22 protein-coding genes are annotated in these 22,800 nt (G+C 77.1%); 11 read left to right on the top strand and 11 right to left on the bottom strand.

The annotated features are described in order from the left end of the window. Window positions 1-28: 28 nt before the first annotated feature. A complete protein-coding gene (locus ACI78R_RS18365) occupies window positions 29-571 on the top strand; it encodes an NUDIX domain-containing protein (protein ID WP_457041791.1) in 543 nt (180 codons plus the stop codon). 28 nt (window positions 572-599) lie between these two features. On the opposite strand, the gene ACI78R_RS18360 is transcribed toward ACI78R_RS18365, so the two are convergent. Next, the gene (locus ACI78R_RS18360; RefSeq protein WP_457041790.1) at window positions 600-1,172 is read right to left on the bottom strand and encodes an NADPH-dependent FMN reductase; all 573 of its coding nucleotides are present in this window, start codon (window positions 1,170-1,172) and stop codon (window positions 600-602) included. A gap of 238 nt (window positions 1,173-1,410) precedes the next feature. Here ACI78R_RS18360 and ACI78R_RS18355 point away from each other — a divergent pair, with 238 nt between their 5' ends. After that, window positions 1,411-2,424 (top strand): ATP-dependent DNA ligase, encoded by a 1,014-nt coding sequence (locus ACI78R_RS18355; RefSeq protein WP_457041789.1) that lies wholly within the window; start codon window positions 1,411-1,413, stop codon window positions 2,422-2,424. Window positions 2,425-2,430: 6 nt separating this feature from the next. Here ACI78R_RS18355 and ACI78R_RS18350 read toward each other — a convergent pair whose 3' ends face one another. The 5 genes from ACI78R_RS18350 to aceB form a co-directional block, all read right to left on the bottom strand. Next, complete coding sequence (locus tag ACI78R_RS18350; protein WP_457041788.1) at window positions 2,431-2,934, bottom strand: MarR family winged helix-turn-helix transcriptional regulator; 504 nt, start codon at window positions 2,932-2,934, stop codon at window positions 2,431-2,433. Window positions 2,935-2,966: 32 nt separating this feature from the next. Continuing rightward, window positions 2,967-4,058 (bottom strand): anti-sigma factor RsbA family regulatory protein, encoded by a 1,092-nt coding sequence (locus tag ACI78R_RS18345; RefSeq protein WP_457041787.1) that lies wholly within the window; start codon window positions 4,056-4,058, stop codon window positions 2,967-2,969. Between the two features lie 81 nt (window positions 4,059-4,139). Then, entirely contained in the window at window positions 4,140-9,227 is a 5,088-nt protein-coding gene (locus ACI78R_RS18340) for a SpoIIE family protein phosphatase (protein WP_457041786.1), read from the bottom strand. A 21-nt stretch (window positions 9,228-9,248) separates the two neighbouring features. Continuing rightward, window positions 9,249-10,481 (bottom strand): DUF6986 family protein, encoded by a 1,233-nt coding sequence (locus ACI78R_RS18335; RefSeq protein ID WP_457041785.1) that lies wholly within the window; start codon window positions 10,479-10,481, stop codon window positions 9,249-9,251. Continuing rightward, complete coding sequence (aceB, locus tag ACI78R_RS18330; protein ID WP_457041784.1) at window positions 10,481-12,052, bottom strand: malate synthase A; 1,572 nt, start codon at window positions 12,050-12,052, stop codon at window positions 10,481-10,483. The genes ACI78R_RS18335 and aceB overlap by 1 nt, the downstream gene beginning before the upstream one ends. Window positions 12,053-12,096: 44 nt before the next feature. Between aceB and uraD the strand changes: the two genes are divergently transcribed. The 3 genes from uraD to pucL are packed head-to-tail and all read left to right on the top strand — an operon-like array spanning window position 12,097 to window position 13,870. Next, on the top strand, window positions 12,097-12,594 hold the full coding sequence (gene uraD / locus ACI78R_RS18325) for a 2-oxo-4-hydroxy-4-carboxy-5-ureidoimidazoline decarboxylase (RefSeq protein WP_457041783.1): 498 nt from the start codon (window positions 12,097-12,099) through the stop codon (window positions 12,592-12,594). Continuing rightward, window positions 12,591-12,908, top strand: a complete 318-nt coding sequence (gene uraH / locus ACI78R_RS18320) for a hydroxyisourate hydrolase (RefSeq protein ID WP_073422166.1) — start codon at window positions 12,591-12,593, stop codon at window positions 12,906-12,908. The genes uraD and uraH overlap by 4 nt, the downstream gene beginning before the upstream one ends. Window positions 12,909-12,964: 56 nt before the next feature. Next, window positions 12,965-13,870 (top strand): factor-independent urate hydroxylase, encoded by a 906-nt coding sequence (gene pucL, locus ACI78R_RS18315; protein WP_336032631.1) that lies wholly within the window; start codon window positions 12,965-12,967, stop codon window positions 13,868-13,870. 57 nt (window positions 13,871-13,927) lie between these two features. Here pucL and ACI78R_RS18310 read toward each other — a convergent pair whose 3' ends face one another. Further along, window positions 13,928-14,104, bottom strand: a complete 177-nt coding sequence (locus tag ACI78R_RS18310; protein WP_457041782.1) for a hypothetical protein — start codon at window positions 14,102-14,104, stop codon at window positions 13,928-13,930. A 58-nt stretch (window positions 14,105-14,162) separates the two neighbouring features. Here ACI78R_RS18310 and ACI78R_RS18305 point away from each other — a divergent pair, with 58 nt between their 5' ends. Next, window positions 14,163-14,657, top strand: coding sequence for a phosphoribosyltransferase (locus tag ACI78R_RS18305; protein ID WP_073422163.1), 495 nt, complete (start codon window positions 14,163-14,165; stop codon window positions 14,655-14,657). Then, window positions 14,657-15,091, top strand: coding sequence for a GNAT family N-acetyltransferase (locus tag ACI78R_RS18300; RefSeq protein WP_336032627.1), 435 nt, complete (start codon window positions 14,657-14,659; stop codon window positions 15,089-15,091). Before ACI78R_RS18305 ends, ACI78R_RS18300 begins: the two co-directional genes overlap by 1 nt. 81 nt (window positions 15,092-15,172) lie before the next feature. Here the strand turns inward: ACI78R_RS18300 and ACI78R_RS18295 are convergent, their stop codons facing one another. The 4 genes from ACI78R_RS18295 to ACI78R_RS18280 form a co-directional block, all read right to left on the bottom strand. After that, window positions 15,173-16,753 carry a methyl-accepting chemotaxis protein gene (locus tag ACI78R_RS18295; RefSeq protein ID WP_457041781.1) on the bottom strand — a complete coding sequence of 527 codons (1,581 nt, stop codon included), beginning with the start codon at window positions 16,751-16,753 and terminating at the stop codon, window positions 15,173-15,175. An 85-nt stretch (window positions 16,754-16,838) separates the two neighbouring features. Further along, window positions 16,839-17,921 carry a class I SAM-dependent methyltransferase gene (locus tag ACI78R_RS18290; RefSeq protein ID WP_457041780.1) on the bottom strand — a complete coding sequence of 361 codons (1,083 nt, stop codon included), beginning with the start codon at window positions 17,919-17,921 and terminating at the stop codon, window positions 16,839-16,841. A gap of 53 nt (window positions 17,922-17,974) precedes the next feature. Beyond that, window positions 17,975-19,096: a class I SAM-dependent methyltransferase gene (locus tag ACI78R_RS18285; RefSeq protein ID WP_457041779.1), complete on the bottom strand. Its 1,122-nt coding sequence runs from the start codon at window positions 19,094-19,096 to the stop codon at window positions 17,975-17,977. Beyond that, window positions 19,093-20,001 (bottom strand): haloalkane dehalogenase, encoded by a 909-nt coding sequence (locus tag ACI78R_RS18280; RefSeq protein WP_457041778.1) that lies wholly within the window; start codon window positions 19,999-20,001, stop codon window positions 19,093-19,095. Before ACI78R_RS18280 ends, ACI78R_RS18285 begins: the two co-directional genes overlap by 4 nt. A 123-nt stretch (window positions 20,002-20,124) precedes the next feature. Here ACI78R_RS18280 and ACI78R_RS18275 point away from each other — a divergent pair, with 123 nt between their 5' ends. From ACI78R_RS18275 to ACI78R_RS18260, 4 genes are all read left to right on the top strand, one after another. Beyond that, window positions 20,125-21,147, top strand: a complete 1,023-nt coding sequence (locus tag ACI78R_RS18275) for an NADP-dependent oxidoreductase (RefSeq protein ID WP_073422158.1) — start codon at window positions 20,125-20,127, stop codon at window positions 21,145-21,147. Between the two features lie 29 nt (window positions 21,148-21,176). Further along, a complete protein-coding gene (locus tag ACI78R_RS18270) occupies window positions 21,177-21,383 on the top strand; it encodes a hypothetical protein (protein ID WP_073422157.1) in 207 nt (68 codons plus the stop codon). Further along, window positions 21,380-22,078, top strand: a complete 699-nt coding sequence (locus ACI78R_RS18265; protein WP_457041777.1) for an alpha/beta fold hydrolase — start codon at window positions 21,380-21,382, stop codon at window positions 22,076-22,078. Before ACI78R_RS18270 ends, ACI78R_RS18265 begins: the two co-directional genes overlap by 4 nt. A 154-nt stretch (window positions 22,079-22,232) precedes the next feature. After that, on the top strand, window positions 22,233-22,800 hold a 568-nt coding region (locus ACI78R_RS18260; RefSeq protein ID WP_457041776.1), incomplete at its 3' end, for a hemerythrin domain-containing protein.

Genomic DNA, 22,800 nt, shown 5'->3' with positions numbered 1-22,800 from the left:
ATCGTCCGCCTCTGCCAGGCTCCCCTGCATGCGCACCACGGGCAGCCGGGAGGTCTACCGCAACCCCTGGATCCGGCTGCGGGAGGACACCGTCGAGCGGGCCGACGGCTCGACCGGCGTCTACTCCGTCGTCGAGAAGCCGCACTTCGCGATCGTCATGGCGGCCGAGCGCGGCGGGTTCTGGCTGGTCGAGCAGTTCCGGCACCCGATCGCGCGCCGCGCCTGGGAGTTCCCGCAGGGCACCTGGTCCGTCGAGGCGCTGACGGCCGGGCAGGGCGGGACGCCGGAGGAGCTGGCCCGCGCCGAGCTGGCGGAGGAGACCGGGCTGCGCGCCGGCCGGCTCGAGCACCTCGGCCGGCTCGACCTCGCGCCGGGCCTGTCGACGCAGGAGTTCGACGTCTGGCTGGCCGGCGACCTCACCCGCGGCCCGACGGCGCGCGAGGCGACCGAGGCCGACATGGTGAGCGCGTTCGTCACGGAGACCGAACTGCGCGCCATGGTCGCCGACGGCCGGTTCACCGACGGCCCGTCCCTGGCCGCCTGGGCCCTGCTCCTCCTGAGGGGCCATTAGCCCGACAAAGGGCCCCTGGGAGGCCGGATCAGGCGGCGCGGAGGGTGCGCAGGGGCGTGGTCACGCGGGCGAGCTCGTCGAGCATCGCCTTGCCGCCGGCCTCGAGCTCGGCGTTGGGCACGAACTCGTCGTCCTCGTCGAGGAACTGCGCGAAGAACGGCACCGACACCGCCTCGGGGACGGTGTGCACCCGCAGCGCGCCGAGCACCGGCTTGAGCGCCGAGGAGGCGCGCAGCCCGGCCGAGACGCCGCCGTAGGTGACCAGGCCCGCGGCCTTGTCCGCCCACTCGGCCGACAGGTAGTCCAGCGCGTTCTTGAGCGACGCCGGGAAGGAGTGGTTGTACTCCGGGGTGACGAGGACGAACGCGTCGGCGCGGTCGACCGTCGCGCTCCACCGCTTGGTGTGGTCGTGCACGTACTGGCGCAGCCGCGGGTGGTTCGGCTCGTCGAACACGGGCAGGCCCACCTCGGCGAGGTCGACGAGCTCGACGTCGAAGGCGCCGTGGGCCTCCGCGAGGCGCTGCACCCAGCGGGCGACGGCGATGCCGCGGCGGCCGGGACGGGTGCTGGCGGCGACCACCTGCAGGACGGGACGGGACACCGGGACCTCCGGACGACGACGGGACGCTTCGTTGAGTGCTCAACCGTCGGCGGCGGGGACCGCATCCCGTACGCAGCGTGATCCCGCCCGCAGCCCGTGACCCGATCGTGCCTGGACACCGGCGGGCCGCTCGTGCCAGCCTCCGCCGCCGTCGCGCAGCGTCGCGGACATGCCCTGATGGGGTGACCCGGCAGCTCAGGGGCCTGCGCACCGCCCCGGCACCCCCGACGCTGGCCGGGTGCCGCTCTCCGCCCCGGGCCTCCCCGGCCTGCCGCCCGACCTCGCCGGGCCGGTCGCGGTGCAGCTGGCCAAGCCGGTGCGCGACCTGCCGACCGGCGACGCGCTGCCCGGCGGCTGCCGGTACGAGCCCAAGTGGGACGGCTACCGGCTGGTCGTCGTCCGCGGCGCCACCGGCACCCGGCTGTGGTCCAAGCAGGGCCGCGACCTGACCGACCGCTTCCCCGACGTCGCCGCGGCCGCCCTCGCGCAGGTGCCGGCCGGCACGGTCCTCGACGGCGAGGTGGTCGTCTGGAACGGCGAGCGGCTGGACTTCGGCCTGCTCCAGCGGCGCCTGGTCACCCCGCCGTCGCGGATGGCCGCCCTGGCCGCCGCACACCCGGCCTCCTACGTCGCCTTCGACCTGCTCGCCGCGGGCGGGGCCGACGAGCGCCGCCGCCCGCTGCGCAGCCGCCGCGCCGCGCTGGAGGAGCTCGCCGGCCGGTGGGCGCCGCCGCTGCAGCTCTCCCCCGTCACCGCCGACCCGGCCGAGGCGCGGCAGTGGGCCGCCGACCTGCGCCCGCTCGGCGTCGAGGGCGTGGTCGCCAAGGGCGCGGCCACCCGCTACGCCGGCGGCCGGCGGGAGTGGCTCAAGGTCAAGACGTGGGACACCACCGAGGTGGTCGCCGGCGGCGTCATCGGCACCCTCGACGAGCCGGGCCAGCTGGTCGCGGGCCGGTACCGCGACGGCGAGCTCGTCGTCGTCGGCCGCACGGGCCCGCTCACGCCCGCCCAGTCGGCCGAGCTGGCCGCCGTGCTCACCCCCGCCGGGGAGGACCACCCCTGGCCGGAGCGGATCGGCACCGGCCGCTTCGGCGGCGGGCGGCTGTCGGTGGCGCTGACGCGGGTCGAGCCGACCGCCGTCGTGGAGGTCAGCGCCGACGCCGCCCTGACCGCCGGGGTGTTCCGCCACCCGTTGCGCTTCGTCCGGGTCCGCCGCGACCTGCGCCCCGAGGACGTGCCCCCCGCGGACTGACGCCGGTCACGGGCGCTGGGGCAGCCGCCCGAGCGACACCAGGAACCGGCGCAGCAGCCCGGACAGCTGCGCGAGCTCGGCGTCCGACAGCCCGGCCAGCATGCCGCGCTCGGTCTCCAGGTGGTCGGGCAGCGCGGCGTCCAGCGCCTCCCGGCCGGCCCGGGTCAGGGTGACGACGACGGCCCGCCCGTCGGCCTCGCTGCGGGTGCGGGTGATCAGCCCCTTCTCCTCCAGCCGGTCCAGCCGCTGGGTGATCGCCCCGGAGGTCACCAGAGCCGTGCGCATCAGCGCGGTCGGGGTGAGCTGGTAGGGCTCCCCCGCCCGGCGCAGGGCGGCGAGGACGTCGAAGGACGGCGCGTCGAGGCCGTGCCGGGCGAAGGTCGCGCGCTGGGCGAGGTGCACTTCGCGCTGCAGCTGGGTGATCCGGCCGATGACGCCCATCGGCGAGCAGTCGAGGTCGGGCCGCTCCCGGGCCCACTGCTCGAGGATGAGGTCGACGGCATCCTCCACCCCGGTACCTCAGCAGTGAGACAACGGCAGCGTCAAGCCGCCCCGCGGCCGGACGACGGGGCGTGCAGCGTGGTGGCGAGCCGCACCGTCAGCCCGCCCGCCGGGCCCGGGAGCAGGTCCACGGAGTCCCACAGCTTGCGGGCGAGCCACAGGCCCATCCCGCCGGCCGCGAGGTCGTCGCCGTGCGCGGGCACGAAGCCGGCGAAGGGGTCGTCGTGGCCGCGCCCGGAGTCGGTGACGGTGCAGACGACGCTGTGCTCGTCGGCCCACACCCGCGCCGAGACGGGCTGCCGGCCGTGCCGGAAGGCGTTGGCGGCCACCTCGCTCGCGGCGAGGTGCAGGTCGGCGCGCTGGTCGGGGTCGGGCACGACCGCCGCCAGCACGTCGCGGAGAGCCCCGCGCAGGCGGGGCAGCGTGGGGACGTCGTCGACGGCGACGACGGGCGTCCCGGTCTCGAGCGGCTCCCGGGCGGCGGCCAGCTCGCGCAGGCACGGGTCGGGCTGCACGTACTCCGAGTTGCTGACCCGCAGGCCGCCCATCAGCAGCTCGGGGTGGGTGGCCCGGGCGGTGTCCAGCGCGTCGTCCGGGACGTCGGACCGGTCGTAGACGCACAGGGCCGTGACCGGCAGCGCCGCGACCAGTGCGTTGGAGGCCGCCTCGTAGCGCCGGATCTCACGCCAGTGCCGCGGGTCGGGGCCGAACGTCGTCACGGCCAGGACGCGCAGCCGGCCCGAGCCGCTCGACACCGCACGGTCGAGCGTGGTCCGCAGCACGCCCACGGCATCCGGGGCGCGGGCTCCCAGCAGGCAGACCCGCCCGTCCACCTCCACGGCGTCGGCCCGGACCCCGAGTGCCCGGCGGACGGCGTCGGCCGCCTCGGGCGGGGCGGCGAGCACCGGCAGGTCACCGGCGCGCAGGCCCTCGTCCAGGAACGCGGCGGCGACGTCGACCACCTCGGCCGGGCCGCGTACGAGCGCGGCGCTGTGCCGGAGGCCCGGACCGGCGGACGCGGCGGGGTCCGACGCGGGCGCGCCCGATCCCGCTCCGGCCCTCGCCGGCGACGTCCCCGTGCCTCGGTCCACTGGCCCCTCGACCACCCCGGGGCCGGGACTGCTCCGGCCCATCTCACCGATTGTGGGCCATGTCCCCGGGTGATCGCTCCCGGGGTGGGCCGCCGGTCCTCCGGACGGGGCGGGCCCCTGCGGTCAGGCCCCGCCGGCCCCGGGCTCCTCGAGCACCCCGCCGAGGGCCAGCACCCGCCGGGGAGCGCTGCCCTCGGCGGTGTGCAGGTCGAGCCGGCTCCGCCGGGCGGCGGTCGCGGCGCGCAGCTCCAGGGCCAGCCCGACGCCGGCGCTGGCCAGGTAGGTGACCTCCCGCAGGTCGAGCACCGCCCGCCCGCCGGCCGGCAGCTCCTCCAGCGCCCGCAGGGCCTCGGCCCGCAGCGCCGCGGCGGCGACCAGGTCGACCTCGCCGGCCGCCGCCAGCCGCAGGCCGTCCGGCTCGCGGTGGACGGTCAGCCGGGCGGGCACCCCCTCCTCCGCGACCGGCCGCAGCCGGACCGGCGGCGCGTCCGGGCCGGGGCCGGCCGGGACGAAGCGGAAGCGCACGGTGGTGCCGGTGCCGTCCGCGCCCTTCTCGTCCGGGGTGCGGGCCACCTCGACGTCGGTGGCCAGCGCCGAGATCAGCTCCAGCCCGCGGCCGCGGTGGCCGCGGTCGGCCGGCGCAGGGCGCCACACGCCCTCGTCGCGCACGCAGACGTCGACGCTGCCGTCGGCGGTCCGCTCCAGGCGGTACTCGCAGCGCCCCCCGCCGCCGTTGCCGGCGTAGGCGTGCTCGACGGCGTTGGCCAGCGCCTCGCCCAGGGCCAGCTGCAGGTCGTCGACGCCGTCCTCGGACAGGCCGGCCGCCCGGGCCCAGGCGGTCACCGTGCGCCGGACGCCGCGCAGCCGGGCGGGGTCGGCGGGCAGGGTCTCGTGCAGCGGCGGCGGCGTCACGCGCACGGCGATGACCGCGACGTCGTCGGGCAGCGCCGTCTCGTCCAGCACGCCGGCGAGCAGCGCGCGGGTCAGCCCGGCGGGGGCGACGTCGGAGAGCGCGGCGGCGGCGTCGGCGACCCGCTGCAGGCCGGTGTCCAGCGGCTCGCCGCGGCGCTCGACGAGGCCGTCGGTGTAGAGCAGCAGCGTGGTGCCGGGCGCGACGTCGACCGACCCCTCGGCGTAGGGCCGGCGGCCCGGGGCGCCCAGCACCGCGCCGGCGCCGTCCTCGAGGAAGAAGGCGCGGCCGTCGGCGACCAGCAGCGGTGGCGGGTGCCCGGCCCGGGCGTAGCGCACCGTGCCGGCCCGCCAGTCCAGCAGCAGGCAGGCCGCCGTCGAGGCGAGCGCCCCGGGCAGTCGTGCCGCGAAGCGGTCGAGCAGCTCCAGCGCCTCGGCCGGCGCGCAGCCCTGCAGCAGGGCCGCCGACAGCGCGCTGCGCAGCTGGCCCATGACCGCCGCGGCCGACGGGCCCTGGCCGACGACGTCCCCGACGGCGATCCCCACCCGGTCGTCCCCCAGTTCGACGACGTCGTACCAGTCACCGCCGGCGGACGTGCCGGCCGCGCCGGGCAGGTACTGCGCGGCCAGCGCCAGGCGCTCCAGCCGGGGCAGCTGCGAGGGCAGCAGGCTCAGCTGCAGGGTCTGCGCGATGCCCTGCTCGGCGCGGTACAGGCGGGCACGGTCGAGGGCCTGCGCGCACTGCTCCGCGACCGCGAGCAGCATGCCGCGCTCGGCCGGCGAGAAGGAGCGCGCCTGCGGGAAGCCGACGCCGACGACGCCGACCACCCGGCCGGCCACCAGCAGCGGCAGCGCCACGGTGGCGGCCAGGCCGAACGAGCGCAGCGTCTCCGCCTGGTCGGGCGCGAGGTCGCCGCGGGCACCCGGCCAGTCGGCCATGTCGTCGATCCACAGCGGCCGGCGCTCGGTGACCGCCGTGGTGACGGCGAGCGGCGCCGACAGCGGCAGCGCCGACCACCGCGCCCGGTCGACCGGGTCGTCGCCGGTCAGGGAGAGCAGGAGCAGGCCGCGGCCGGTGTCGTCGAGCTCGAAGACCCCGGCCCGGGCGTCGTGCCCGGCCAGCGTGACCAGGTGGCCGGCCGCGGCGCGGGCGACCTCCTCGGGCGTGGTGGCCGCCGACAGCTCGGCGGTGACCCGCTGCAGCAGCCGCAGCCGCCGGGCGGTCGCCCGCTCGTCGGCCAGCAGCAGGGCGTTGTCGAGGGCCAGCGCGGCGCGGGCGGCGATCTCCTCGACCAGCGCCCGGTCGTCCTCGTGGAAGGCGGCGGCGTCCCCCCGTCGGCCCAGGGACATGACCGCACGCACCCGCCCGCGGACGCTGAGCGGCACGACGAGCGCCGAGTGCATGTCTAGCCGGATGCCGTCGTCACCCCCCGACTGCCGGGTGCGCAGCACCGGGGTCCCGGTGCCGAGCACCTCCAGGCCGATCCCGGCGTGCGGCTCCAGGTGGTCGAGCGCGACGCGTGCGCCGGCGTCCACGCCGGCCCTGCCGGCGTAGTGCAGGCGGCCGTCCTCCCCCACCACCCGGACCGAGCACACGTCGGCCAGCCGCCGCTCGACCAGCAGGCGGGCGAGCTCGGCGAGCTGGCCCGCCACCTCGGTCTCGCGGTCGAGCGCCGTGCCGACCTCGGCCAGCAGCGTCTGCCGCTCGGTCTCCTGGTACCGGGCGTTGATGTCGGTGCAGCTGCCCACCCAGCCGCCGGGGCCGCCGGTGCCGCCGATCGGGACCGCCCGCTCCAGCAGCCAGTGCCAGGCGCCGTCGGCCCGGCGCAGCCGGAACTCGACCTCCCAGCCCTCGCCGCGGGCGGTGGCCGCCGCGACGGCGGCGTCGTAGCGCTCCCGGTCCTGCGGGTGCAGGCCCTCGCGCCAGCCGTCGCCGAGCTCGGCCGCGTCGGGGCGGCCGGTGTAGGCGGTCCAGCCGGCGTTGAGGAACACCCGCCGGCCGTCGGGGCCGGCCACCCAGATCAGCGCCGGGGCGAGGTCGGCCATGGCGGTGAACCGCTCCTCGGCCTCCCGCCGCGCGCGGCCCAGCTGCAGGTGGGCGTCGACCCGGGCCAGCAGCTCCTGGGCGGAGAACGGCTTGACCAGGTAGTCGTCGGCGCCGGCGGCCAGCCCCTCGACGGCGGCCTCCTGGCCGGCCCGCGCCGAGAGCAGCACCACCGGCACGCGCGCGGTGCGCGCGTCGGCGCGCAGCGCGGTGAGCAGCTCCATGCCGTCCATCCGCGGCATCATCACGTCGCTGACGACGAGGTCCGGCGGGTCGGCGAGGGCAGCCTCGAGCGCCGCCCGGCCGTCGGAGACCGCCCGCACCTCGTGCACGGGCGCGAGCAGCCGGACGACGTAGTCGCGCATGTCGGCGTTGTCGTCGGCGACCAGCACGCGGCCGGCGCGCACGCCGGGCACCGCGGCGGGGACCGGCCCGCCGTCGGGGTCGTCGCCGGGCAGCCAGCGCAGCGCCTCGGTGACGAACGGGGTGGCCGCCGGGGACACCGCCGGTGCCTCCGCCCGCCCGGGGACGACGCGGTCGGCCGGCAGGTGCGCGGTGCCGGTGGGCACCGTGACGGTGAACGTGGTGCCGACGTCGGGCGCGCTCTCGACCTCGACCGTCCCGCCGTGCAGCCCGGCCAGCTCGCGCACCATCGCCAGGCCGATGCCGCTGCCCTCGCCGGAGCGGGCGCGGGCGCCGGAGACGCGGGCGAACCGCTCGAACAGGCGGGGCAGCTCGGCGGCGGGGATGCCGGTGCCGGTGTCGGCGACGGTGAGCACCGCGGCGCCGTCGCGCTCGCGCAGCCGGACGGTGATGCCGCCGGTGAAGGTGAACTTCAGCGCGTTGGACAGCAGGTTGAGGACGACCTTCTCCCACATGTCCCGGTCGACGTGCACCGGCCCGGACAGCGGCGGGCAGTCGACCGTGAGCGCGAGCCCGGCCCGCTCGACGGCGGAGCGGAACACGCTGGCCAGCTCGGCGGTGACCGCGGCGAGGTCGACGGGCTCGAAGCGGGCGTCGATGCGCCCGGCCTGCAGCCGGGAGAAGTCGAGCAGGGTGTTGACCAGCTTCTGCAGCCGCAGCGCGTTGCGCTCGACGACCTCGAGCTCCTGCGCGGCGCGGGCATCGGCGGCCAGCGCGGGCGAGGACCGCAGCTCGGCGACGGGGCCCATGATCAGCGTCAGCGGCGTCCGGAACTCGTGGCTGACGTTGCTGAAGAAGTCGGTCTTGGCCCGGTCGAGCTCGGCGAGGGCCTCCGCGCGGCGCCGCTCGGCCGCGTGGCTGCCCGCGTTGGCCAGGCCGGAGGCGATCTGGCCGGCGACCAGCTCGAGGAAGCCGGTGTAGGCCTCGTCGAGGACACGGTGCGGGTTGAGCCCGACGACGATGAACCCGGCGACACCGGCGGCGTCGGGCAGCGGGGAGGTGACGGGCACGGCCAGCGCCCGCGCCGGCGGGCGGTCCCAGGCGCCGGTGGGCAGCTCGGGGAGGTGGTCGAGCCCGTCGACGACGACCTGTTCGCCCGCGCGCAGCCGGGACAGCGGCCACACCGCGTCGTCGGTCAGGGCCTCCGGTGCCGCGGCCGACCCCGGGACCAGCCCGGTGGTGACACCCAGCCGGGCGGTGCCGTCCTCGTCGACGAGGTAGGTGGCGGAGAAGGGCAGGTCGGCGTCGTTGCGGGCGAGCTGCTCCCCCACGGCGGCCAGCACGTCGGCCTCGGTGCGCGTGGCGGCCACCGCCGTCGCGAGGTCACGCAGGCTCGCCATCCGCCGCTCGGCGAGCACCCGGTCGGTGTTCTCCGTGACGACGCAGAGCATGCCGGCGGTGCCGCCGTCGTCGTCGGAGACCGGGCTGTAGGAGAACGTGTGGTAGGTCTCCTCCGGGTAGCCGCTGCGCTGGAGGAACAGCAGCAGGTCCTCGTCCCACGTGGCGGTCCCGGTCTCGAGGACCGACTCGATCCGGGGGGCGATGTCGTCCCAGATCTCCGCCCAGACCTCGGACGCCGGGCGGCCCAGCGCCCACGGGTGCTTCCCCTGCAGGGTGTCCCGCTGGTAGGCGTCGTTGTAGAGGAACGAGAGCTCGGGACCCCACGCCGCCCACATCGAGAACCGCGACGTGAGGACGATCCGCACGAGGTTGCGCAGCGCCGACGGCCACTGCTCGGGCGGGCCGAAGGGGGTCGCCGACCAGTCGCGGGCGGCCATCTCCCGGCCCACCTCGCCACCGCCGTCGAAGAGCGAGGTGCGCGCGTCCCCGGTCACCGCGCCACCACGCTCGGCAGCCTAGGCGCTGCCGGGGGCGGGTGCTCCGGTGCGTCCCGCCAGGCCGTCGAGAACCGGACGGTCCAGTCCGGTCGCGGCGGCCACCTCGGCGTCGTCGACGGCGCCGCAGTCGAGCCCGCGCAGGACCACGCCGGCGAGCGCGCGGGCGGTGGCCGGCTCGTCGAGCACCCCGGCGTCGGCCCGTTCCACGTAGGCCGACAGCCGCGCGGCCGCCGCCGGCAGCGCGCCGCGGAAGAACGCGTAGGTGGCGAGGTACCGGGTGACCAACTGGGCGGGGTGCAGGTCCCAGCCCTGGTACAGGCCGCGCTCCAGCGCCCGGCGGACGAGACCGGCGTGCACCCGCCAGCCGGCGTGCACCCGCTCCCGCGGGCCGACGGGCAGGACGTTGGTGGACCCGTCGACCGCCCGGGCGCCGGTGCCCGCGACGGCGACCTGCATGAGCTGCTTGGCGAGGTCGAGCGCCGGGTGGTCGGAGGACTGGTGCGCGGCCGCGATGCCCAGCGCCGCGCTGTAGTCGTAGGTGCCGTGGTGCAGGCCGGTCAGCCGCGGGCCGGCGGCGTGCACCATCCGCGCCAGCGTCACCGCGCCGTCGCCGCCGAGCACCGCCTGGGGCGTCTCCACCTGCAGCTCGAGGTCGAGGGCGACGCCGTACGCGGCCTCCAGCGCGTCGAGCACGGGCAGGAAGGCGCGCACCTGCTCGACGTCGGTCACCTTGGGCAGGGTGACGGTGGCCCTCGTGGCGCTCCCGGCCCCCAGGGATCCCAGGAACAGGTCGAGGGAGCGGACACCGCGGCGGCGGGTCGGCCCCTCCAGCGACTTCGCCCGGATCCCGACCGACGGCGGCGCGGCGCCGGCGGCGAGGTCGGCGGCCACCGCCTCCGCGGCACGGACGACGTCGCCGTCCTCGGCGTCGGGGTGCCCGCGGTAGCCGTCCTCGGCGTCGACCCGCAGGTCCTCCACCGGCTCGGCGGCGAGCTTGGCGCGCACCCGGGGCAGCACCTCGTCCAGCAGCGCGCCGTCGTACCCGAGGTCGGGCAGGCCGTGCTCGTCCAGTGCCGCCAGCGCCGCGGCGCCCCACGCGGCGGCCAGCCCGGGGACGACGGCGTCGGCGGGCACATAGCAGGTGTGCACCGGCTGCCGGCCGGGCCGCTCCCCCCGGTACGCAGCCGCCCGGGCGGCGTCGACCGGGGCGAGGCGGCGGTCCAGCTCGGCGTGGACCTGGTCGTCGAGCACTAGGAGACGAGCTCGTAGGCGGGCAGCGTCAGGAAGTCCGGGAAGTCGTCGGCGAGCGCGACCTGCTCGAACAGCCGGCGGGCGTCGTCCAGTCGCGGCAGCTCGCCGATCCCCGCGACCTCCTCGGCGACGACGCGGCGCACCAGCTCGCCGGTCACGGTCTCGCCGGTGTCGAGCTCCACTCCCGCGTGCACCCACTGCCACACCTGCGAGCGGCTGATCTCGGCGGTGGCGGCGTCCTCCATGAGGCCGTGGATGCCGACCGCGCCGTTGCCGCCGAGCCACGCGGCCAGGTAGCGGATCGCCACCTCGACGTTGGCGCGCAGGCCGGCCATCGTGCGCCCGCCCGGGACGCCGGCGACGTCGAGCAGCTGGGCCGCGGTGACCGACACCTCGGGGCGCTGCCGGTCGAGCTGGTTGGGCCGGTCGCCGAGGACGGCGTCGAAGGCCTCCCGGCAGACGGGCACCAGGTCGGGGTGGGCGACCCAGGAGCCGTCGAAGCCGTCGCCGGCCTCGCGGGTCTTGTCCTCGCGGACCTTGGCCAGCGCTCGCTCGTTGGCCTCGGGGTCGCGGCGCGAGGGGATGGCCGCCGCCATGCCGCCGATCGCCATGGCGCCGCGGCGGTGGCAGACGGCGACGAGCTGGTCGGTGTAGGCGCGCATCATCGGCGCGGTCATCGTGACCGCGGCCCGGTCGGGCAGCACGAAGTCCGGCCCGGCCTCGCGGAACACCTTGATGACGCTGAACAGGTAGTCCCAGCGCCCGGCGTTGAGGCCGGTGGCGTGGCTGCCCAGCGCGTGCAGCATCTCCTCCATCTCGAACGCCGCCGGGATGGTCTCGACGAGCATCGTGGCCCGGATCGACCCCTCGGGGATCCCGAGGGCCTGCTCGGCGTGGTCGAAGACCAGCTTCCACAGCCCGGCCTCGAGGTGCCCCTCCATCTTGGGCAGGTAGAAGTACGGCCCGCTGCCGCGGGCGAGCTGCTCGGCGGCGTTGTGGAACAGGTACAGCCCGGCGTCGACCAGCGCGCCCACGGCGGGCTGCCCGTCGACCAGCAGGTGCCGCTCGGGCAGGTGCCAGCCGCGGGGGCGGGGCACGATCGTCGGCAGGTCGCCGTCCTCGCGCAGCCGGTACTCCCGGCCCTCCGGGGTGGTGAACGCGAGCGTCCGGCGGACGGCGTCGCGCAGCACGAGCTGCCCGGTGACGACGTTGCGCCAGTGCGGGGTGTTGGCGTCCTCGAGGTCGGCCAGCCACACCTGGGCGCCGCAGTTGAGCGCGTTGACGGCCATCTTCGGCTCGGTCGGGCCGGTGATCTCCACGCGGCGGTCGACCAGGCCGGGGGGCGGCGGCGGCACCCGCCAGTCGCCGTCGCGGATCCCCGCGGTCTCGGGGCGGAAGTCGAGCCACCGGGCGGCGGCGATCTCGGCGCGGCGGGTGGCGCGGGCCGCCAGCAGGGCGTCGCGCTGGGGGCCGAAGCGGCGCTGCAGGTCGGCGACGAACTCCAGCGCCTCCGGGGTGAGCACCTCGTCAGCCCGATCGACGTCGGGGCCCTCCACGCGCACGTCCGTCACCGCTGCGTCCTCTCCTCGGCCGGCCGGGCTGCCATCCTGTCACCGTGTCCCGCCTCGACGAGTTCAACAGCGAGCCCGCCGACGCCGCCGTCGAGGCGCTCCGTGGCTGCAACGCCGCCCCCCGCTTCGCCGCCGGGCTGGTCGCCGGCCGCCCGTTCCCCGACGCCGACACGCTGGTCCGCCGCGCCGGCGAGGTGGCCCGCGCGCTGCCGTGGGACGAGGTGCAGATGGCGCTCGCCGCGCACCCGCGGATCGGCGACCGGGTGGAGGGCTCCTCGGCCGAGGCGCAGGCCTCCCGCCGGGAGCAGGGCTCGATGGGCGGCGCCGACGACGACACCCGCGCCGCCATCGCCGCGGGCAACCGCGAGTACGAGGAGCGGTTCGGCCACGTCTACCTGATCCGCGCGGCCGGCCGTTCCCCCGACGAGATGCTCGCCGAGCTGCGCCGCCGGCTGGGCAACGACGAGGACGCCGAGCGCGCCGAGGTGGTCGAGCAGCTCGCGCAGATCACCGAGCTGCGGGTGCGGGGGCTGGTGTCGTGAGTGTCAGCACGCACGTGCTCGACGCGGTGGCGGGGCGGCCGGCGGCCGGGGTCGCCGTCCGGCTGTTCGCGGGCGACGACCTGCTCGCCGAGGGCGTCACCGACGACGACGGCCGGTGCCGGCTCACCGAGGAGGCCACCGCGGCCGGCCCGCACCGGCTGGTGTTCGGCACCGGCGCCTGGTTCGAGGCGCGCGGGACGGCGGCGTTCTGGCCGGAGGTGACGCTGACCTTCGCCGTCGCCGAGCCCGCCGCCCACCACCACGTGCCGCTGCTGCTGTCCCCGTTCGCCTACTCGACCTACCGCGGGAGCTGACGCGTGCGGTTCCACGTGCAACACTCGCGCAACCGGAGTGCGGCAGGCTGCGCGGCATGGCGATCGTGCTCGGACCCAACCAGTACGGGAAGGCGGAGGTCCGCGTCGTCGCGGTCGACCGCAGCGGCCCCCGCCACGAGGTGGCGGACCTGAACGTCAGCACGAGCCTGCGCGGCGACTTCACCGCCGCGCACACCGAGGGCGACAACGCGCACGTCCTGACCACGGACGCGCAGAAGAACACCGTGTTCGCCTTCGCCCGCGACGGCGTCGGCTCGCCGGAGGCGTTCGGTCTGCGCCTGGCCCGGCACCTCGCCGGCTCCTACGACTGGATCACCGGCGCGCGGGTCGCCGTCGAGTCCTACGGCTGGGAGCGGATCGCCGTCGGCGGCCGGCCGCACGACCACGCCCTCCGCCGCCCCGGCGGGGAGGTGCGCACGGCGGTGGTCACCGTGGACGGGGACGAGGCGCACGTGCTCGCCGGCCTGACCGACCTCGTCGTCCTCAAGACCACCGGCTCGGAGTTCTGGGGCTACCCGCGGGACCGGTACACGACGCTGCCCGAGACCCGCGACCGCGTCCTCGCCACCGCGGTCACCGCCCGGTGGCGCCACACCTCCGCCGAGCTGGACTGGGACGCGCACTTCGACGGCGTCCGGACGACGCTGCTCGAGACCTTCGCCGCCACCCACTCCCTCGCCCTGCAGCAGACGCTGTACGCGATGGGCGAGGCGGTGCTCGAGCGCTTCCCCGACGTCGCCGAGGTGCGGATGTCGATGCCCAACCGGCACCACTTCCTGCAGGACCTCTCCGCCTACGGCCTGACCAACACCCCCGGTGAGGACGACGTGCTCGTCTACCACGCCGACGACCGCCCCTACGGCCTCATCGAGGGCACGGTGCTGCGCGACGACGTGCCGCCGGCGGAGGTCGCCTGGCTCGGCACGCCGGGCTTCTGCTGACCCCCGGTCCCGCCGGGGCGGTCGTCGTCCCGACCGCCCCGGCGGGAGGTGCGGCGCTCAGCCCGCGGTGAAGGCGGCGACGGCCTCCTGCAGCTCGCGGGACGTGCCCACCAGCTCTGCGGCGGCCGCGCGCACGCCGCCGAGGCCGGCGTCCGTCTCCCGGGTCGCGGAGGCGACGTCGCGTTGAGCGGAGATCCGGGAAAGTGCGGTGACCCGTCCCCGGCCGCTCGCCATGTCGACCCGGGCAGGTCCGTGTGGCCGGCGCCGCCCGGCTTCTGCTGAGGTGGCACCCGTGAGCGACGAGCGCGAGGTCCTGACCTACGAGCTGTTCGGCGGCGCGGCCCGCGAGCTGGCGCAGCAGGTGGCCGACGACGGGTTCGAGCCCGACCTGATCCTGTCGATCGCCCGCGGCGGGCTGTTCCTCGGCGGGGCGCTCGGCTACGCGCTCGACGTCAAGAACCTGTTCGTGATGAACGTCGAGTTCTACACCGGCGTCGACGAGCGGCTGGAGCTGCCGGTGGTGCTGCCGCCGACGCTGGACGCCGTCGACCTGACCGGCGCACGGGTGCTCGTGGCCGACGACGTCGCCGACACCGGCAAGACGCTGGAGCTGGTGCGCGACTTCTGCGCCGGCTACGTCTCCGACGTGCGGACCGCGGTCGTCTACGAGAAGTCCCGGTCGCTGGTGAAGTGCGACTACGTGTGGCGCCGCACCGACGCGTGGATCGACTTCCCGTGGTCCTCGCAGCCCCCGGTGCGCACCCGCAGCGCCCGCCCGCCGCACTGATGGCGGTCGAGCTGGAGCCGCTCACCCCGGAGAACGTGCGGGCGGTGTGCGACCTGCGCGTGGCCCCCGGCCAGGAGCACCTGGTGGCGCCCAACGCCGTCTCGATCGCCGAGGCGTACGTGTACCCGCAGGCCTGGTGCCGCGCGGTGCGCTCCGACGGGCGGCTGGTCGGCTTCGTGATGCTCTGGGACTCCCCCGAGGAGCTCGGGCACATGCTGTGGCGGCTGATGGTCGACGCCTCGGCGCAGGGCCGGGGCATCGGCCGGCAGGTGGTCGAGCAGGTGGTCGCGTACGTGCGCGCGCAGGGCGTGCGGGAGCTGCGGGTCAGCGTCGTCGACGGCGAGGGCGGCCCGGAGCCGTTCTACCGCTCGCTCGGCTTCGCGCGTACCGGCGAGATGGCCGACGACGAGCCGGTGCTGGCCCTCGGACTCTGAGCCGCGGCTGCGACGTGCCGGGTCGGCCCTCCTGCAGGGTCCCGCCGCGAGCGTGCGAGTGGCGGGGGCAGGAGGGTCCTCCTAGTAGCGGAAGCGCGCGACCGACGACGCCAGCCCGGCGGCCATGCGGGCCACCTCCTCGATGGCGGCGCGGGCGTCGCCCATCGCCTGCGTCGTCGCGCCGGCCGCGCCCGCGACCTCGGCGATGTTCGCGGCGATCAGCTCGGCGGATCCGGCCGCGGCGGCCACGTTGCGGTCCATCTCCGCCGTCGTCGCGGTCTGCTCCTCGACCGCCGCGGCGATGGTCCCCTGCGAGCGGTCGATGACGGAGATGACCGAGGTGATCTCCCCGATCGCCCGGACCGCACCGTCGGTGTCGGCCTGGATGGCCTGCACGCGCCGCGCGATGTCCTCGGTGGCCCGCGCGGTCTCCTGCGCCAGCTCCTTCACCTCGGTGGCCACGACGGCGAACCCCTTGCCCGCCTCGCCGGCCCGCGCCGCCTCGATCGTGGCGTTGAGCGCGAGCAGGTTGGTCTGCTCGGCGATGCCGGTGATGACCCGGACGACGTCGGCGATCTCGGCCGAGGACGTGCCGAGCCGCTCCACCGAGGCCGTCGTCTCGCCGGCGACCGCGACGGCCTGCCCGGCCACCCGGGCCACCTCGGCGGCGTTCTCCGCGATCTCCCGGATGCTCGCGCCCATCTGCTGCGAGCCCGCGGCGACGGTGGAGACGGTCGTGGACACCTCCCCGGCGGCGGTGGCGACGACGCCGCTGCGGGTGGAGGAGCTGTCGGCCAGGCGGGCCATGTCCGCGGCGCTGGCCGAGAGCTGCTCGGTGGCCGCGGCGAGGGTGGCCGACCCGTCGCCGATCGCGGCGACGACGCCGCGCACGTCGGCCAGCGCGGTCTCCAGCGCGACCGCCATCCGGCCGACCTCGTCGCCGCTGGTCACGCCGCTGCCGCCGCGCAGGTCGCCGTCGGCCATCCCGGCCACGACGGCGGCGACCCGGCGCAGCGGCCGCACCACCGAGCGGGTCACCGCCCAGCCCAGCGCCGCCAGCACCAGCACCCCGGCGAGGGCGACGACGACGGCGAGGGTGACGGCGGTGTCCCGCTGGTCGGCGCTGGCCCGCGCGGCGGCGTCGGCCCGCGCGTGCACGGCCTCCCCGACGGCGGGCAGGTCGTCCTCGAGCACGGCGAAGGCGGCGGCGAACTCCGGGTAGGCGGCGCGGGCGGCGGCCGGGTCGCGGCCGGCCAGGGTGACGATGCGGCCGGCGCTCGCGAGGTAGGCCTCGACCTCCGGCGTGACCTGCTCGACGGCGGCCGCGACGTCGTCGCCCAGGCCGGAGGAGCCGACGGCGGCGAGCACCTCGCGGAACGTGGCGTCGTGCGCGGCGAGGTCGGCGACCGCGCCGGCGTACTGCTCGCCGGTGCCGGTGAGCAGCGCCTGCAGCACGTCGCCGCGGACGGCGTCGTGCATCATGTCCGCCTCCAGCGCCTGCCCGGTGGCGCGCGTGGTGACCAGCAGGACGTCGGTGCGCTCCCCGGTGCCGCGCAGCGCGGAGACGGTGAGGACCGCGAAGGCGGCCAGGGCCAGCGCCCCGACGGCGACGAGCGCGGCGAGCTTGACGCCCAGCGGGCGGTCGGACCAGGAGCGGACCACGGGGGCCTCCTCGCGAGGGGACGGCCGGTGCCGCCGCGAGGTCCATCGGCATCCGCTGGAGCGACTACAGCGGAAACGCCGCAGGTCAGCCCGGTTGCAGCACGTAGAAGCGGAAGAAGTCGTGCTCGACGGGCAGCACGTCGACGCCCGCGAACCCCGCCCCCCGGGCGTACGCGGCGAGCATCGCGGGCCGCATGACGGTGCCGGTGCCCGCCGAGGGCCGGGTGGACAGCCCGTCGGGCAGGCAGCAGGTGAGGCTGTAGCCGTACATCAGCCGGTCCACGTCCCCGCCCGGCGCGGTGAACGTCTCGGCGACCTTCTCGTCGGCCACCAGGACCGTCCCGCCCGGTGCCACCAGCCCGCGGACCGCCGACAGCACGCCGACCGGGTCGGCGAGGTCGTGGACGCACTCGAACGCCGTGACCAGGTCGTAGCCGCCGTCCCGCTCGCCGAGGGCGGCGACGTCGGCCACCGTGAAGGTGACCCGGTCGGCCACCCCGGCGGGCTCGGCCGCCGCGCGCGCCTGCTCGATCGAGGGGGTGTCGACGTCGAACCCGTCCACCCGGGCGGCCGGGTAGGCGGTCGCGATGCCGATCGAGGACCAGCCGAGCCCGCAGCCGACGTCGGCCACGCGGCCACCGGCCCGCAGGGCGGCGTCGACGTCGGGCAGCGCGGGCAGCACCTCCGAGCCGAGCGGCCCGGCGAAGAAGGGGCGGTTGGCAGCGGCCTGCGCCTCCCGGGCGTCGCGGCCCATCTCCGCCCAGCCCAGGCCGGTGCCCTCGCGGTAGACCCGCTCCAGCCGCGGGACGTTCCGGACGAAGGCCATGGCCGCCCAGGCCAGCGGGACCGTGTAGAGCGGGTCGAGCTCGTCGACCAGCACGGCGCCGTAGCCGGGCGGCAGGGCGTAGCAGCGCTGCTCGGGAGCGGCGGCCGGGTCGTCGACGGCGAGGACGCCCGCGACGGCCTGCTGCTCGAGCCACTCGCGGGCGTAGCGCGGGTCGGTGCCGGTGCGCTCGGCCAGCTGCGCGGCGGTCGCCGGGGCCCCGTCGAGCGCGCGGTACCAGCCGAGCCGGCGGCCGAGCTCGACCGCGGCGACCTCGAGGGCCGCGGTGACGGAGGCGACGAGCCGCTCGGACAGCGCCTCGGGACCGGGGAGGGACGTCGTCATGCCCCCGCACCGTGGCCCGCCCGCAGCCGCGGGTCCAGCGTGCGCGTCCCCGGTCAGCGGCGGGTGGACACCGTGACGGTGAACCGGCGGTCGTGCGCGGCCGTCCGTGTGGGGCCGACCACGCGCCGCAGCGCCGCCCGGTGCGGCAGCCGGTTGTTCCAGACCGCCCACAGCTCCCCGCCGGGGCGCAGCACCCGCGCGGCGGCGGTGAACAACCGGTCGGCGGCGGCGGTGACCACCGCGGCGCCCAGGTGGAACGGCGGGTTGCAGACGACCAGGTCGGTGCCCGCGTCCGGCAGCGTGGCGGCCGCGTCGTCGCGGAGCACCCGCACCCGGTCGAGCCCGGCGCGCGCCAGGGTGGCCCGCGCCGAGGCGACGGCGGCCGCGGACTGGTCGGTGGCGGTGACCGTCAGGTCCGGCCGGGAGCGGGCGAGGACGGCGGCGAGCACGCCGGTGCCGCAGCCGAGGTCGAGCGCGGTGCGGGCCTCCGGCGCGGCGCCCTCCAGCGCGGCGGCCAGCAGGCGCGTGCCGTCGTCGACCCGGGTGCCGGCGAAGGCCGCGCCGTGCGCGCAGACGTCGAGGCCGAGGGCGTCGTCGTGCCGGCAGCGCGGGAAGGAGGAGCGGACGCCGGCCCGCGGCCCGCGGGCCACCAGCAGCCGCGACTTCTGCCGCGCCAGCGACGCCGACACCTCGGTGAACCCGGCGCCGAGCACGTCGTTCATGCCGTGCGTCATGTGCTTGACCCGCCCGCCGACGAGCACGGTGACGGCGGGGTCGGCCGCGGCGGCGGCCAGCTCGGTGAGCTCGCGCAGCGCGTCGAGGGCCTTGGGCGCCTTGGCCAGCACCAGCGTGGCGCCGTCGAACAGCTCGGCGGTCAGCGGCCCGGACCCGTACGCGCCGGCCAGCCCGGTGCGCGCGGCGTTGCGGGCCAGCGCCTGCTCACCGACCAGCAGGTCCTGGTGCACGCGGACGTCGCGGGCACCGGCCGCGACCGCGCCGAGGGTGAGCGCGCCGTACGCGTCGTCGACGACGACCACCCGCTGCCGCGACAGGTCCGGCGCGGTCTCGCGGGCGGTGTCGAGCAGCAGCCGGTCGGTGGCGTCGACGGCGACCAGGTCGGGCGCCTCGACGTCGGGCTCGCGCCGCAGCAGCGCGAGCACCTCGTCAGGGGTCACGTGGCGGCGACGAAGGAGGCGACGACGCGGCCGAGCTCCGGGCCGACGTCCTCCTGCAGGAAGTGCCCGCCGCCGCGCAGGGTCGTGTGCGGCATGCCCTGCGCGCCGGGCACCAGCCGCTGGAAGACCCGGTCGCCGCCCCCGGTGATCGGGTCGGCGTCGGAGAACGCGGTGAGGAACGGCCTCTCCCAGCGCGACAGGACCTCCCACGCGGCCCGGTTGGCGGCCGCGGCGGGGTCGTCGGGCGCGGTGGGCACCAGGCTCGGGAACACCCGTGCGCCGGCCTTCGACGCCTCGTCGGGGAACGGCGCGTCGTAGGCGGCGACCACCTCGGGCGGCAGCGGGGCGACGGTGCCGTTGGCGACGACCCGGCCGACGTCGAAGGCGTCCGCGGTGGCCGCGAAGCGCTGCCAGGCGAGGAACGCCTCGCTCATCGGGGTGTCGCCGGTGGGCAGGCCGGTGTTGGCGACGACGACGCGGGCGAACCGGTCGGGGTGCTCGGCGACCAGCCGCAGCCCGACGAGCCCGCCCCAGTCCTGGCCGACCAGCGTGACGCCGACCAGGCCGAGACCCTCGAACAGCGTCTGGCGCATCCACTCGACGTGCGACGCGTAGCTGTAGGCGGCCGGGTCGGTCGGCTTGTCGGAGCGGCCGAAGCCGACCAGGTCGGGCGCGACGACGCGCAGGCCGGCGGCGGTGAGCTCGGGGATCACGTGCCGCCAGAGGAACGACCAGGACGGCTCGCCGTGCAGCAGGACGACCACCTCGCCGTCGGTCGGCCCCACGTCGACCACGGCGACCCGCAGCATCGTGCCGTCGCCGGCGTCGAAGGTGACGTAGGTCGGCGGGTACGGGAAGTCCGGCAGCGCGGCGAACCGCTCCTCCGGCGTGCGGACGACGTCCATTCCCGACCTCCCGAGGCAGTGGAAGCTCTTCCTCCGTCCTGGCGCCCAGGACGTGCGTAGAGCTTCCTATGCCATGAGGGCAGGATCGGTCCCGCACCCCATCCGACGACGCAGGGAGCGCCCGTGCCGATCACCGCCCGCGAGTGGCACCTCGCCGCCCGGCCCCACGGCGAGCCGACGCCCGACGACTTCGCGCTTGTCGAGGTCGAGCACCCCGACCCGGCCGAGGGCCAGGTGGTCGTGCGGATGGTCGCCATGTCGGTCGACCCCTACATGCGCGGGCGGATGCGCCTGGGCCCGTCCTACGCCGCGCCGTGGGAGGTCGGCGAGGTGATGAAGGGCGGCGCCGTCGGGCGGGTCGTGGAGTCCCGCTCCCCCGACGTCCCCGAGGGCGCGCTGGTGCTCGCCGACGCCGCCTGGCGCGACGTCGCCGTCCTCGACGCCCGCTCGGTGCGGCAGCTGCCGCCGACGGGCGACCTGCCGCTGACCTACTCGCTGGGGATCCTCGGCATGCCCGGGCACACGGCCTACGCCGGCCTGTTCCGGGTGGGCGCCTTCCGCGAGGGCGACGTCGTGTTCGTCTCCGGCGCGGCCGGGGCGGTGGGCAGCGCCGTCGGCCAGTTCGCGCGGCTGCGCGGCGCGTCGGCGGTGGTCGGCAGCGCCGGCACGCCGGAGAAGGTCGCCTGGCTGCGCGAGATCGGCTTCACCGCCGCCTTCGACTACCACGACGGGCGCGTCAAGGACCTGCTCGCGCAGGCCGCGCCCGACGGCATCGACGTCTTCTTCGACAACGTCGGCGGCGAGCACCTCGACGCCGCGCTCGGCGCCCTGCACGTGCACGGCCGCGCGGTCATCTGCGGCTCGATCTCCACCTACAACGCCACGGAGACCGTGCCGGGGCCGGCGAACTTCAGCTCGCTGATGATCAGCAAGCGGCTCGCCGTCTCCGGGCTGCTCGTCAGCGACCACCCCGACCTCTACCGCGAGTTCGCCGAGACGGTGTCGGGGTGGATCCGCTCCGGCGAGCTGACCGTGCGGGAGACCGTGTACGAGGGCCTGGAGAACGCCGTCCCCGCCTTCCTCGACCTCCTCAAGGGGGCCAACACCGGGAAGATGGTCGTCCGGTTGGCACCCGACCCGGATTGAGGCGGGCCGGCACCGGGAAGGGGCCGGGCATGTGGCTGTTCCTGACCCGGCGCCTGCGCGTCTGGCTGATCGTGACCGTCGTCGTCCCCCTGGCCACCGGGTTGCTCCGTCGCCTCGGGCAGACCCTCGAGCGGCGCGGCGGCTCGACCCCGCTGAGCCGGGCGCTGCTGCAGGCCGGTGACCTCGGCGACCGGGCTCGGGCCCGGCTGCGCGGCGGCGGCCGACGGCGCCGGTGACGACCGCCGCCCGCGTCCCCGCCCTCGACCACCTGGCGGCGACCGCGCCCACCCGCGCGGTCGCCGTCTTCGCCCACGGCGGCACGGTGGCCAGCGTGGAGCCGCCGCGGGAGCGGGCGCTGTCGCTCGTGCGGATGCGGGCGATCCAGGAGGCCGTCTCGCGGGCGGCGGCCGCGCGGGGGGTGGAGACCTACCTCGTCCGCTACCGGGTGGCCGGCTGGAACGGGGCCGCCGCCGACGCGCACGCCGACGTCCGCTGGGCACTCGACCAGGTGCGCGAGCGGCACGGCGACGTGCCGGTGGTACTCGTCGGGCACTCGATGGGCGGCCGGGCGGTGCTGCGCGCCGGCGACGACCCGTCGGTGACCGCCGTCTGCGGGCTGGCGCCCTGGACGCCGCCGGGCGAGCCGGTGGCCCACCTGCGCGGGCGCACCGTCGTGCTCGCGCACGGCCGCGGCGACCGGTGGGTGCCCGCCCGGCTGTCCGCGGAGTTCGCGGTGCGCGCTTCGCGGGCCGGCGTCCGGGTCGCGCGGTTCACCCTCCCCGGCGGGCACGGCATGGTCCGCGCCGTCGGCCGGTGGCACGGGCTGGTGCGCGACGTCGTCCTCGCCGGGTCGGGCCTGGCGCCGTGGCGCGACGACGTCCGCGGCGCCCTCGCTGCGACGCCGCCGGAGGGGCTGGCCGTTCCGCTGTGAGCCCCGCTAGCCTGCCCCGCGTGACTGCCGGGTCGGCCTCGCGCCGCGCACGGAACGGGTCCCCGGCCGCCGGGTGAGCCCGCGGCGGGCCCGCGGCCCGCCCCGTCGTCCTGTCCTCCCCCTCCCCCGCTCGCCCTCCTGGACAGGACCCCGCATGACCCACCCCCTCGGCGCCCAGCTGCGCCGTGTGCACGACACCCTCCGCGCCGACCTCCGCGCCCTGCAGGCGGCCGCGGCCGGCGGCGCGCCCGCCGACGCCCGCCGCACGCTGCCCGCCCACTGCCTGGCGTTCTGCGCCGCGCTCACCGCCCACCACACCGGCGAGGACGCCGCCGTCTTCCCGCTGCTCGCCGAGCGCTTCCCGGAGCTCGCGCCGGTGCTGGCGAAGATGGCCGAGGACCACGAGATGATCTCCGGCATCCTCGCCCGCGTGGAGCAGCTGGCCGGCGAGCTCGCCGCCTCGGGCAGCTCCCCGCGGCTGGCCGGCGAGCTCGACGGCCTGGCCGCGATCGCCGAGTCGCACTTCTCCTTCGAGGAGCGGCGGATCACCGCCGCGCTCGACCGGCTCCCGGACGCGGCCCCCACGCTCGACGGCCCGGGGGGGGGGGGGGGGGGGGGGGGGGGGGGGGGGGGGGGGGGGGGGGGGGGGGGGGGGGGGGGGGGGGGGGGGGGGGGGGGGGGGGGGGGGGGGGGGGGGGGGGGGGGGGGGGGGGGGGGGGGGG

The sequence above is a fragment of the Geodermatophilus sp. SYSU D01106 genome, assembly GCF_054049995.1.
This window is presented reverse-complemented; position numbering and strand designations above follow the sequence as displayed.

What these genes read in the sequence shown, in the direction of transcription:
- ACI78R_RS18345 (WP_457041787.1), bottom strand. Translation starts at nt 4,058, where the DNA reads ATGGGCCGGAGCAGTCCCGGCCCCGGGGTGGTCGAGGGGCCAGTGGAC.
- ACI78R_RS18290 (WP_457041780.1), bottom strand. Translation starts at nt 17,921, where the DNA reads ATGACGACGTCCCTCCCCGGTCCCGAGGCGCTGTCCGAGCGGCTCGTC.
- pucL (WP_336032631.1), top strand. Translation starts at nt 12,965, where the DNA reads ATGGCGATCGTGCTCGGACCCAACCAGTACGGGAAGGCGGAGGTCCGC.
- ACI78R_RS18300 (WP_336032627.1), top strand. Translation starts at nt 14,657, where the DNA reads ATGGCGGTCGAGCTGGAGCCGCTCACCCCGGAGAACGTGCGGGCGGTG.
- ACI78R_RS18365 (WP_457041791.1), top strand. Translation starts at nt 29, where the DNA reads ATGCGCACCACGGGCAGCCGGGAGGTCTACCGCAACCCCTGGATCCGG.
- ACI78R_RS18270 (WP_073422157.1), top strand. Translation starts at nt 21,177, where the DNA reads ATGTGGCTGTTCCTGACCCGGCGCCTGCGCGTCTGGCTGATCGTGACC.
- ACI78R_RS18310 (WP_457041782.1), bottom strand. Translation starts at nt 14,104, where the DNA reads ATGGCGAGCGGCCGGGGACGGGTCACCGCACTTTCCCGGATCTCCGCT.
- ACI78R_RS18280 (WP_457041778.1), bottom strand. Translation starts at nt 20,001, where the DNA reads ATGGACGTCGTCCGCACGCCGGAGGAGCGGTTCGCCGCGCTGCCGGAC.